This is a genomic window from Paenibacillus filicis (genome assembly GCF_038070315.1).
Classification (GTDB): Bacteria; Bacillota; Bacilli; order Paenibacillales; family NBRC-103111; genus Paenibacillus_G; species Paenibacillus_G filicis.
This window is the reverse complement of sequence record NZ_JBBPCC010000007.1, coordinates 34,006-46,048: the sequence shown is the minus strand read 5'-3', so window position 1 is coordinate 46,048 and position 12,043 is coordinate 34,006. Positions and strand designations below refer to the sequence as shown.

General features: G+C 52.2%; 8 protein-coding genes. 5 read left to right on the top strand and 3 right to left on the bottom strand.

The genetic code is table 11. The features are described 5' to 3' along the window. The first annotated feature begins 23 nt into the window (after positions 1-23). From WMW72_RS12530 to WMW72_RS12515, 4 genes are read left to right on the top strand one after another with little or no spacing between them, the layout of a single operon-like run. A complete protein-coding gene (locus WMW72_RS12530) occupies positions 24-1,508 on the top strand; it encodes a spore germination protein (RefSeq protein WP_341415819.1) in 1,485 nt (494 codons plus the stop codon). 22 nt (positions 1,509-1,530) lie between these two features. Further along, complete coding sequence (locus WMW72_RS12525; RefSeq protein WP_341415818.1) at positions 1,531-2,727, top strand: Ger(x)C family spore germination protein; 1,197 nt, start codon at positions 1,531-1,533, stop codon at positions 2,725-2,727. Between the two features lie 2 nt (positions 2,728-2,729). Further along, complete coding sequence (locus WMW72_RS12520) at positions 2,730-2,960, top strand: hypothetical protein (RefSeq protein WP_341415817.1); 231 nt, start codon at positions 2,730-2,732, stop codon at positions 2,958-2,960. Positions 2,961-2,978: 18 nt separating this feature from the next. Continuing rightward, the gene (locus WMW72_RS12515) at positions 2,979-4,079 is read left to right on the top strand and encodes a GerAB/ArcD/ProY family transporter (RefSeq protein WP_341415816.1); all 1,101 of its coding nucleotides are present in this window, start codon (positions 2,979-2,981) and stop codon (positions 4,077-4,079) included. Between the two features lie 91 nt (positions 4,080-4,170). Here the strand turns inward: WMW72_RS12515 and WMW72_RS12510 are convergent, their stop codons facing one another. From WMW72_RS12510 to modA, 3 genes are all read right to left on the bottom strand, one after another. Beyond that, positions 4,171-7,563, bottom strand: a complete 3,393-nt coding sequence (locus WMW72_RS12510) for a discoidin domain-containing protein (protein ID WP_341415815.1) — start codon at positions 7,561-7,563, stop codon at positions 4,171-4,173. Positions 7,564-7,868: 305 nt separating this feature from the next. After that, positions 7,869-8,525, bottom strand: coding sequence for a molybdate ABC transporter permease subunit (modB, locus tag WMW72_RS12505; RefSeq protein WP_341415814.1), 657 nt, complete (start codon positions 8,523-8,525; stop codon positions 7,869-7,871). Between the two features lie 11 nt (positions 8,526-8,536). Then, entirely contained in the window at positions 8,537-9,388 is an 852-nt protein-coding gene (gene modA / locus WMW72_RS12500) for a molybdate ABC transporter substrate-binding protein (protein ID WP_341416020.1), read from the bottom strand. Between the two features lie 417 nt (positions 9,389-9,805). Between modA and WMW72_RS12495 the strand changes: the two genes are divergently transcribed. Continuing rightward, positions 9,806-11,980, top strand: coding sequence for a galactose-binding domain-containing protein (locus WMW72_RS12495; protein ID WP_341415813.1), 2,175 nt, complete (start codon positions 9,806-9,808; stop codon positions 11,978-11,980). Positions 11,981-12,043: the final 63 nt, after the last annotated feature.

Here is a 12,043-nt window from a genome sequence, read left to right as displayed (position 1 = left end):
CTATTCAATCCGTATTCGATTCTATGGATCCTCTGGACCCAGATTTGAATATTACGCTCCGGCAGATTGTGAGCATCATGGGTCAAAGCCCGGATCTCATCGTAAGAAAGATGACGCTGGCCAATGATTGGCAGATCGCCTTGTTATATATCAATGGTCTTGCCGATCTTCCGATGATTCAATCCGCGATTCTGGACTCACTGGTTAATGGAAAGTTTGCCTATACGCCTTCCCTTCATGGGAGCCCGCTAAGCTTTCTGAAGGAGAAGGTTCTGACCGTAGGCGATATCAGCCCGATCGATAGACTGCATGCGATATTCCCGTATCTGTTGTCTGGCGATGCGATTGTACTGCTGGATGGATTCGCTGACGGCCTACGTATTGGGGTGACAGGCCGCGAAGAAAGAAACGTCAGTGAGCCGCAATCTCAACCTAGCATCCGTGGCCCCATGGACGCCTTCACGGAAACGCTGCTGACCAATATATCGCTGATCCGCCGGCGGGTCAAGGATCCTCAGCTCTGGCTCGAAGTTCATGAAATCGGCAAAGTGACGAAAACAAGCGTTGCGTTGATGTACCAAAGCACCATAGCGAATGAGCAAATGGTTCAGGAAGTGCGGCGGCGTCTGAAGGAAATTGATATTGACGGTATTTTAGAGAGCGGGTACATCGAAGAATTCATTCAGGAAAAAACGATAACTCCCTTTCCTACCGTATATAACAGCGAACGTCCGGATACGATCGCCGCAGGAATTTTGGAGGGCCGGGTAGCGATCTTGATTGATGGAACTCCCTTCGTCCTGCTTGTCCCTGCTCTGTTCATTCATTTCATGCAGACTTCCGAAGATTATTACCAGCGTGCGGATATCAGTACGTTAATCCGGATCGTTCGTTATCTGGCATTTTTCATCGTTCTGCTCGCGCCATCGTTATACATCGCGATCACGACGTATCACCAGGAGATGCTGCCAACCAATCTGCTCCTGAATTTAGCTGCGCAGCGGGAGGGCGTTCCTTTTCCGGCATTTATCGAAGCGCTGATGATGGAGATCGTGTATGAAATTTTGCGGGAAGCGGGAATCCGAATGCCCCGTACGGTCGGACAAGCGGTGTCGATCGTCGGAACGCTTGTCATCGGTCAATCCGCGGTGGATGCCGGGGTCATCTCTGCGGTTATGGTTATCATCGTCTCGATTACGGCGATTTCCAGCTACGTAATCCCTGCCAATGCCATGTCCATTTCAGTGCGTATGCTGCGATTCCTGCTGATGGGTCTGGCGGCCTCCTTCGGATTATTCGGTATTCTAACCGGCATCATCTTGCTCACCCTGCATCTGAACAGTTTACATTCTTTCGGGGTTCCTTATATGAGTCCGATCGCGCCTTTCAGCTTAAGCGATCAGAAGGATACGTTATTCCGCATCTCATGGCCGCGTATGATCAGGCGTCCCAGCCTGCTCAAGCAAAAAGACAGCATCCGTATGAAGCGTCATAAAGGGACATCATAACGACTCGGAGAGGTGTGCGCCCATGCAACGGATCAGAATTGGAATGGTTGCAGGGGTACTTCTGGTCACACTCTTGACCGGTTGCTGGAATCGGCGTGAGCTCAATGAGCTGGGGATTCTGTCAGGGGCTGCGATCGACAAAATCGGCAATCAATACCAGGTTTCAGCCCAAGTCGTCATTCCCGATCAGGTCAGCAGTCGATCCAAGGGTGGTAAGGCGCCCGTAACCCTGTATAAGGCCAGCGCCCCTACTTTGTTCGAAGCTTTTCGAAACCTGACCACGACGAGCCCGCGAAAAATATATACGGCACAAATACAAGTGTTGATTTTGGGCGAGTCCGTTGCTCAGGAAGGCGTCGCCAAAGTGCTGGATCTCTTGGTGCGAAACCCTGAAACGCGAATGAATTATGCGGTATTTGTTGCGAAAAAAACCTCCGCTGAAAGCATTCTGAAGGTTTTGACGCCTTTGGAGAAAATCCCGGCAGATTCGCTATACAATTCTCTGGAAACCTCTTCTAAGGTATGGGCCCCGATCACCAAGGTCACCGTAGATATTTTGATTGATCATATGACGGGAAAAGGGATCCATCCGGTTTTGCCCGGCGTCACCATTATTTATGATGCTAAGGAGAACCCATCAGGAGATGAAACGAAAACGGATTATCCCGAGAAACCTCAGTTATCGGGTCTAGCCATCTTCAAGAAAGATAAATTGGTTGGCTGGCTTGGACCAAATGAAGGGAAAGGCTATAACTATATCACGAATAAGGTGAAAACGACGGTAGGCAACTTGAAATGTTCAGATGGAAATCTGCTGGCTCTGGAAATCATCAGCTCTCATACGGATCTGAAATGCCGCCTGGTAAATGGAAAGCCTGTCATTGAAGTGCAGGTGGAAACCGAGGCGAATGTTGGAGAAGTCACATGCAGTATGGATGTCACGAGTCCTCTTGTCATCGAAGAGCTGGAGAAAAAGGGCGCGGAAAAAGCAAACGAGCTTATGAAGCATACGGTGGAAGTCATGCAGAAACAATATAAAACAGATATCTTCGGCTTCGGTCAAGCCATCTATAAAACGTATCCAGAATTATGGAAGCGTCTCGAGGACGATTGGGATGAGCGGTTTGCCGACCTCAAGGTCGTATACAAGACGAAGTTACATATTCGCAACACCGGTATGACCAGCAATTCTCTGGAAAACATCATGAAGGAGAAATAACGATGGTTAAGACGATTCTTGTCGTAGTCCTGCTGGCCGTAATCGCAGCAGCCGTCGAACTCCCTGCTCAGATCCGACAAGCATGGACGAGAGACGTGGTTGTCTATGCGGTGTTATTGATCGTCGGTTCCATCCTCAGCACATACGCTCTGCTTGGCATTCAGTTTCCAAGTCTGATGAGAGTACCGGAGTTGATGTTTAAGCCGATATCGGAATGGTTTCAGAGACTCTGAGGATCGAGGAGGTTGAATATGTTCGAGAACGGGAGAATCAGCACGAGGCAGTTGGCCGTGCTTGTCATCTATTTTATCATCGGAGATATGCTGCTGATTCTCCCCTCTTTGACGGTTGCGGCAGCCAAGCAGGATGCCTGGTTATCGGGGGGGCTAGGATTTATCGTAGGCTGGCCGGTTGCATGGTTGTTATTCCGCTTCAGTCGATTGTTCCCCAAGCTGACGCTGGTGGAATACAACCGGCGATTACTGGGGAAGTGGCTGGGAGCCATCTTGACGATGTTCTATCTCTACTACTTTCTCACCAATGTGTCCATATTGCTCCGGGAAGCCGGGGATTTCTTGGCAACTCAGATCCTCACACAAACCCCCATCGTCGTTATTCATCTCTTGCTGATTATCGCGCTGGTATGGGGGGTTAAAAGCGGGCTGGAGGCGATTGCACGGACCGGGGAAGCTTTTTTTCCCTGGTATCTTTTGCTGTATGTGGCTTTGATTATCCTGCTGCTGCCTCAGGCGCAGATAGACAGGGTTCAGCCGATTTTTGGCGAAGGCATGCGAGGCATCATCTACGGCTCTTCCTACAGCAGTACCTTCACCTTCTGCGAAATGGCCCCGTTCCTCATGATATTCCCGCAAGTTGTGAACGGTAAGCATACCGAGAGAGACTACCTGATAGGTGCTTTTCTGGGGGGGATGGCGATTTGCTCCATCGTTCTGCTGACCCTGGTAGTGCTCGGCCCTAATCTGATTCCGAGTCTTCTCTATCCCACCTATGTGGCAGCGCAGAGAATCAATGTAGGCAATTTTGTACAGAGAGTTGAAGCCATACTCGCGATTAATTGGATTATATCCACTTACTTTAAGACCATTCTGAATTTTTATGCCTTGCTGCTGGGAATCACCCAATTTCTGAAGCTTCGAAACCACCGTTCATTGGCCGTCCCTGTCGGTATGATCGTATGCGGGACGGCGTTTGCGGTTACACCGAATACCGTCTACTTTAACTATGTGGTCAACTACTATATTTATTGGGATGTGACCTGTGCTGTCGTGATCCCTCTTCTCTTGTTCCTGGTCTATGGCGTGAGAAAAAAGCAGCTGGGCCATCGCCTATAACTGCTGCTTATCCGGAAAACGTAAAAAAGCGGAGAGTTTCGAAAAACTCCCCGCTTTGGCTTCACTTGCTATTCTCGGTACAATTCTCTTGCTACTGGATCACCAGATTAAAGCCTTGCTGGATGAAATTAACGTTCGGATGCGCAATATTGCTGGTCGTCAAGTTGTGGAACGTCGCGGAGCCGTTGCCTGTGTAGGTGTAGATAGCCGCACCCGGGTGAGGTGTCGTGAATCGCGAAGTTAAGATGCCGTCCTTGCCTGTGCCATCGATTTTGATATTGTTGAACACGATATTCTGGAACCCGCCGCCATAGCCGAATTGAATCGCGCTGCGCTGGGTGTTGAGGATATCGATGTTGGTGAATGTCACGTTCTTGATCGAGTCGCCGGAAGCTTCTAGATCGATCGCGCCACGCTCGCCGTTGTACAGGTCCTTGCTTGTGCCGCTGTTGATAATCGTCGAATCCGAGAACTGAATGCCCGTATTGTCCGCAAAGTGATAGCCAGGGAATACCGTGTTCATCCGGAAGGCGGAACCGCCGACGGTATCGACGATCAGATTGTTCGTTGCTTTGTGACCGCTGCCGCCGAAGAAAGCGATTGCTGCAGCGCGCCAGTTGTTTTCGATCGTATTGTTGGAGAACGTGTTGTTCACGCCGGCCGGAGCGGCATTGACGTTACTCGTCCAGACGGCCAGACCGTCATCCCCGTTGTTCCGGATGCTGCTGTTGCGCACAGTCGAGTTGCTCGTGCCTTGAGCGAAGTTAACGCCGTCGGCCAGGTTGTTGCGGATGCGGCTGTTTTCGATGACCAGCCCGTCGGCATAGATAGCCGGCGTATGTGCGTAGTCAGCAACCCAGAAGCCGCACTCGAAGTGCTCGACCCAGACATTGTGAACCTTCGAATTTTTGCCGAAATTGTCCATGAAGGCTTTGTAGATGGCTCCTTCGTGGTAACGCGAGCGCAGATTCGAATTCATGTAGACGTTGCTGAAATCCAGCTTGCCCTGGACGCGGAACGAGATGCCGCCTCCAGCGATGTTCGGGTTGGTGAACTGGATATTCGTATGCCAGATACCAGCGCCTAAGATCGTGATATCGTTGATCTTATTGCTGACGGTGCCGATTTTCCACATGTTGCTCAGATGGAACGTACCCTCTGGGATGTACAGTGTTTTGCCCGTGGATACAGCTGCTGTGACAGCCGCTTCGAAGGCGGCCAGGTCATCGTTGCCATCGTTAGCTACAGCGCCGAAGTCAGTTACGGACACAGAGTTGGCCGGGCGCGGAATAGCGGTAGGAACCGGCTCAATCTCGATGAAATCTACGCCGTATTCGAGGGTATCAGCATTGCTCTTCTGGATGCGGATTGTATCCCCGGCTTGAAGCGGAGTATCCAGCTTCCAGTGTACTTCGTCAAAGCGGAACAGCGGACGACCACCCGAAGGCGTATCTGCCGGTTGATCGCTGCTGAAATACTGCCAGTTGTAGTAGGAGGTCAGCGGAATCGTCTTGGCCTTGGTGCCATTGACATAAACGTCCAGGGAGCCGTTCAAGCCCATGCCATTGGCCGAGTCAGGCAGGGTGAATCTCATCGTAACCCCTGCCCCGCCTTCGCCCGGTCTAACGGTCCATTGCAGATAAGAGCCATTCGAAGGCAGCGCAATGTAGCTCTGTCTGGAAGCTTCCGAGGCGGTCAGCGCCTGATCGAAGGTTGGAGCGGATTGCAGCGTTGCGCCGCCACCGCGTGTAGCATCTTCGGTATCATAGCGCTTGTAAGGCATGCTGGCCCCACGGGCGGCATAAACGACCAGATTGGAAGTGCTGACATTGTTACCTTGCTTGGTTGCCACTTCATTGGCATCCGGTGCGACCGTTGTCGTGACCGTGTAGCTACCGTTCGCAGCCGTCCAGGTGCCAAGGGAGACATTGGCGGAAGCTCCAGGTGCCAGGACGCCGTTGTAAGCGCCGTTGTAGGTCTGGATCGTATTGCCGGAGGAGTCCTTCAGCACGACGGTCACGCCATGCGCACCGCCGGCTGTCGCTATGTTGCCTTGGTTTTTCACGTTAACTGTGAAGTTGACCGTATTGCCTACGAATGGCGTGCTTGGCGTCCAAGATACCGTTCCTACCAGATCGGAGCTTGGTACGGAAGTCACGACAAGTGGTGTAGGATGCGTATAGCTGTTGTTCGCTTCGTTCTGCTCGATGACGACGTTATTCTCATCGACCTTGGCGCTGAGCGAATACGAAGCTGCGCTTTTCGCACCGGCATTGACGGATACTGTAGCCGATGCGCCTGCAGCAAGTGCGCCTACCGGAGCGGAACCGGCCAATGTGTTGTCCAGGTAGAAGTTAACCGTAGTTGCCGCCGAAGCCGCCGTGCCGATGTTCTGAACGGTGGCATTCAGTGTGATCGGGTTCACTTCGACCGGGGAAGCGGGAGACCACGTCATGCCGGTGATCGTCAGATCCGGATTTGCTGCTGGCGTACCGAATACTTGGAATTCGGCGATTTGTCCGGCTGGAGCGCCGGAATTGGACGTGATGTTCAACTGCACCCGCTTAACCGTTGCCGTAACCGGAATCGTGACCGAGTTCCCGGTGGCCGGATTGAACGTGTACGACTGTGCGGCAACCAGATTGCTGAAGGTCGTCGCGTTCTGGTCATGTCCCAGCACTTGAATCGTTTGTGTGCGGGTGCTCCAGACCGCAGCCGGGTTCAGCTTCAGCACGATCGCATTGATACTGTGGTTGGAGCCCAGATCCAGCGTCAACGTGCTCGGGTTGCTCCCGCCCTCCCAGTACGTGCCGGTGTTGTCATCATTTGCGTTAGCAGCTACGAAGGATTGCGTAGCGGAGGAAGCTGTGATCGGCTTGCCCAAGGCTACGTTAGTGCCTTGAGGCGTAGAAGGACCGCCAGGATTTCCCGGATTACCGGGATTGCCAGGGTTTCCAGGATTGCCGCTACCGCTGCCGTAGATTTCGAATTCGGACAGCTGCGCTGCCGGCCAGCCCGTATTGGCTGTTACATGCAGGCGAACGTAGCGCGTGCTCGCTGCGGCAAAGTTAATCGTGACCGTATTGCTGTTAACGGACGGGTTGAACGTATAATTGGCGGAGGCGACGATGTCCGTGAATGTGGAACCATCCGCACTACCTTGAACGGCCAGCGTCTGAGTGCGGCTTTCCCAGTTTGCAGGCAGCTTCAGGACGACTTGGTCGATGCTTGTCGCTGCGCCCAGATCGGCTTGAATCCACTGAGGGAAGGCGTTATTGGCGCTTTCCCAATAGGTGCCTTGATTGCCGTCCTGCACGTTGCTAGGTGCGTAAGTCTGAGATTGACTGCTCGCAGTTATCGTTTTACCTGCAGCCAGATTCGGTCCGCCGGCTGCCGAAACAGAAGCCAAAGGCCCCACCGACAGGAAAAAGCTTGAGATGATCAAAGATACGATAAGTGACCATATGACATACTTATTGCGCATTATGTTCCTCCTTGATTAGATGTGGTGAAGGCAAACGGCTGAGCTTGTGAACGCGCGTACTTGTGAGCGATTACAATTTCAGAACGATTCATTAAAGCGCTTTCTTAAGGGTTGCTAGGATCACCGCCTTTTGTATTTTGGATTGCCAACCACAAATCTAGACACCTCCTTCATGGTTGCAACAGCCTCGATTTCCACCTTATCTTACATTCGATCAAAAAAATAGTCAATGATTACATGTAATTCTAATAATTACCTTCTATTAAAAAAAGCCGCTATCCACAGCGGCTTTTTCGTCATCTCGATTATGTTCTCGTTCTTGTGAACATCAGCATCACGAACGAAATAACGATCATGGAGCCCGTCCATGCCCATGCCATCGTCATATTCCCTGCATCAACCGCCACGTAGATGGCGGTCGGAATCGTCTGTGTTTTACCCGGAATATTGCCGGCAATCATCAGCGTCGCTCCGAATTCGCCCAGCCCGCGGGCAAAGCCGAGAATATAGGCCGAGACCAAGGAGCGGAACGTTAACGGAAGCGTAATATACCGGAACACCTTCCATTCATTGGCTCCGTAGGAGCGAGCCGCGGCCTCGACATCCCCGTCTACGGAAGAGAAGCCAACCTTCATCGTCTGATACACGAGCGGGAAGGCTACCACAACCGCAGCAATCACGGCCGCCCACCAGGAGAAGATGACCGGTGCGGAGAACAACCATTCGATGAACGTTCCGAGCCAGCTCTTGCGGCCCAACATCACGAGCAAGACAAAGCCTACCACGGTTGGCGGCAGCACCAGCGGCAGCATAAAAGCTGTTTCGAGCACGATTTTGCCCCGGAACGAGGCTCGTGACATCCACCAGGCAGCTCCTACGCCGAGTATAACCACTACAATGCTGGATATGAACGCAACTTGCAACGATAACTTGATCGGTGTAATGAACTCATGCCCATTCATGGCTGTCCCGTTCAATGAATGGCCGAGAATCCGTATTTAACAAAAACGTCAATCGATGCCTGAGACTGCAGAAATGCGTAAAAATTCGCTGCTTCTTGGCTGTGCTTCGTGGCCTTTACGATGCCGATCGGATATTCAACGGCTGTATACGTTTGGGGATCGACAGGGAAGGCGATCTTGACCTTCTGTGAGGTTAAGGCATCTGTTTTGTACACGAAGCCCACATCGGCATTGCCTGTTTCCACATACTGCAGCACTTGCCGGACATCTTTCGCCTGAACCAGCTTCGGCTGCAGAGTATCCCAAAGCTTGGCGTTGGTGAGCGCTTCTTTGGCGTAGCTGCCTGCCGGGACGCTCTCCGGGATACCGATCGCTACCTTCTTCACGTCCGGCTTGTTTGCATCCGCTACGCTTGCGACCGTTGTTTTGGCATCTGCTGAGATGACAGCGACCAGTTCGTTCGTTAATAATTTCTTCTGCTGATTGGCATCAATGAGCTGCTTGTCCACCAGTGCCTTCATGTTCTTGGTCGCAGCCGACAGAAACAAGTCAGCTGGCGCTCCCTGCTCGATCTGCTGCTGCAGCGCACCGGATGCACCGAAATTGAAATTTATTTTGATATTAGGATTTGTCGATTCATAAGCTTTCTGGATTTCCTTCAGTGCATCCGTCATGCTGGCTGCTGCCGATACGGTTAATTCCACCGTTTCAGCCGGCTTCTGACTTGGAGCGCTCGTGCTTGGGGCCGGATTGGCCGGATTTCCGTCCGTGGACGTTTGCTTGGCCGTACCGCAGCCTGCGACAGCCATCATCAAGGATAGGAAAACAGGCAAAACCACACTACTTTTCATTCGTTTAAACATCATGTACCCTCCACAGTATGATCTAGATATAAATAAGCATAACTATTATACCTACACCCCATGGGGATGTAAACGTTTCGGGAGGGGATGAGCCCTTTCCTTTGCTGTGAACTGCCTGCTCTTGTTTGCCTATTGAAGTACATCTGCATCTTATCTCATGGAGTGAACTCCAGAGTCAAGCGATTTGTGAGGTTCTGATGGCTTAGCATGGTCCGTGATGATTATGATGCCAGTTTATCCTAAAAGAAAAGCACAATTGTACAAAAAATGAGCAATCGCTTACATGGAGAATATAGCGCTTTCAAGGTACGATCAAGGAAATACGCGGAGGGAGGCTTCAGGATAGCGCAGCTTAACAACTTAGCTTTCACTCTTTGAAAGCGATTACCCCACTACGCGAAGGAGGCTATTTAGAACATGTTAAAACCGATCACGATGAAAAAAACTACGGGGACCTTACTCCCTTTCGCGTTATTAGTCGGCTTGCTGCCGATATCCTTGCCAGCACCGGGTGCTCATGCGGCCGTACCTTCCCGCGGAGCGGAAATTCCGTGGACAACCTATGAAGCCGAAGATATGACAACGAACGCTACCGTACTCGGCCCCCGCTACGACCCCAACACAGAAGAAATCGAAGCCTCCGGCCAAAAGGCGGTTAAGCTGGACTCCACCGGCAAATACGTGCAGTTTACGGCGCAAGGTGCGGCCAATGCCATCGTCATCCGCTACAGCCTACCTGACTCTCCCGGGGGCGGCGGGATTGACGCTACGCTCAGTTTGTATAAAAACGGGACCTTTGTTCAAAAAGTGCCGATGACGTCCAAGTATTCCCGCCTCTACGGCGCCTATCCGTTTACCAATAATCCTGGTGGAGGCACTCCGCGTAATTTCTATGACGAGGTTCGTTTGAAGCTGGGTACTATCAATCCTGGAGATGTGATCAAGCTGCAGAAGGACTCAGGTGATAGCGCTTCCTACTACACCATCGACTTTGTCGATCTGGAGAATGTCGCCCCTCCTCTGGCCAGATCTGCTAACTTCCTATCCATCACAGACTACGGTGCTGTAGGCAATGGCAGCAACGATGATACCGGTGCCCTGAATAATACGATTAATGCTGCCAAGGCGCAAGGAAAAGGTGTCTGGATTCCGGCCGGTACCTACAAGATCCGCGGAACGTTCAATCTCAGCGATATCAAGATTCAGGGTGCCGGAATCTGGCACAGCACCTTTGTAGGCGACGATAACTATTATGATGGCAATCGTATCCGTTTCAACGGCGCGGGGAATAATGTGTTGCTCTCCGACTTCGCCATTACCGGCAAACTGGATTACCGCAGCGATAGCGAAGCCAATGACGGCATTATCGGCTCCTTCGGAACGGGCTCTGTCATCCGTAATCTGTGGATTGAGCATACGAAAGTCGGCGCCTGGGTAACCAATTCGGATGGTCTTCGCTTCGAAGGCATGCGGTTCCGCAATACGATCGCGGACGGGATTAATTCCAGCGTCGGCACACGAAATACGTTGATCTATAACTCCACAGCACGTGGAACCGGGGATGATGCCTTCGCGATCTGGCCTGCGGAATACGAAGCGTCCCGCTTCGAACCGGGCTTTAACGTAATCAAGAATGTCACCGCCCAGCTCCCTTGGCTCGCCCACGGCGCAGCGGTCTACGGCGGGGACAGCAACCGCGTGGAAGACAGCGTATTCAAGGATATCCCGCACGGAGCAGGCGTTCTGATCAGCTCCACGTTCCCGGGTAAATCCTTCAGCGGCACCACGACCGTACAGCGGAACGATATTATCCGTGGCGGCGGGTATGATCACGGCTTCGGCTGGCGCGGCGCCTTGCAATTCGTAGCTCATTTCAAAAACATCTCCGGATTCAATATCAACAACCTGAACATAACGGATGCTCTCTCGAGCGGCATTCAGTTCCAAAGCGCCGGGTCCAGCCAATCCAATACGACCATAGATCAGGTCAAGATCCAGCGTCCGGGTCTTCGCGGCCAAGGCTACGGGATTGTTGAGATGGCTGGTGCACTGGGCAATGCGACGATCAGCAACACGTCCGTCACGAACCCAGCCCAAGGCGGCTGGCAGGATCTTGCGCCTGGCTTTACCATCACGCCTGGCCCTGGTAACAGCGGCTGGTCCGGCGGCACGACGCCAACTCCAGGCAGCAGCAATCTGGCACTCGGACAGCCGATCATGGAAAGCGGCCATACCCAAGTCTACGGAGCAGCCAATGCTAACGACGGCAACCCCGCTACGTACTGGGAAGGTAATGCCAATGCCTATCCGAACTGGCTGACGGTCGATATGGGCAGCAGCAAGTCCATTACGAAGGTCGTCCTCCAACTGCCGCCAAGCTGGGGCTCGAGAAATCAAACCTTGTCCATAGAGGGCAGCACGAACGGTTCTGCTTTCACGACGATCGTACCGTCCGCAACGTATACGTTTAATCCAAGCTCCAATGAGGTGACGATCACGTTCCCTGCGACCACCACCCGGTACGTCCGAGTCAACTTTACGGCCAACAGCGGAGCGACCGGAGGTCAAGTTTCCGAGTTCCAAGTGTACTAATCCGTGCGGATTTGAAATTTTTCCTTCCATTATATATGCGTATTTCTACACATAAAAAACAGG

Coding starts and splice junctions, on each gene's coding strand:
- WMW72_RS12495 (WP_341415813.1), top strand. CDS start 9,806: ATGTTAAAACCGATCACGATGAAAAAAACTACGGGGACCTTACTCCCT.
- modB (WP_341415814.1), bottom strand. CDS start 8,525: ATGAATGGGCATGAGTTCATTACACCGATCAAGTTATCGTTGCAAGTT.
- WMW72_RS12530 (WP_341415819.1), top strand. CDS start 24: ATGGATCCTCTGGACCCAGATTTGAATATTACGCTCCGGCAGATTGTG.
- WMW72_RS12520 (WP_341415817.1), top strand. CDS start 2,730: ATGGTTAAGACGATTCTTGTCGTAGTCCTGCTGGCCGTAATCGCAGCA.
- WMW72_RS12525 (WP_341415818.1), top strand. CDS start 1,531: ATGCAACGGATCAGAATTGGAATGGTTGCAGGGGTACTTCTGGTCACA.
- modA (WP_341416020.1), bottom strand. CDS start 9,388: ATGTTTAAACGAATGAAAAGTAGTGTGGTTTTGCCTGTTTTCCTATCC.
- WMW72_RS12515 (WP_341415816.1), top strand. CDS start 2,979: ATGTTCGAGAACGGGAGAATCAGCACGAGGCAGTTGGCCGTGCTTGTC.
- WMW72_RS12510 (WP_341415815.1), bottom strand. CDS start 7,563: ATGCGCAATAAGTATGTCATATGGTCACTTATCGTATCTTTGATCATC.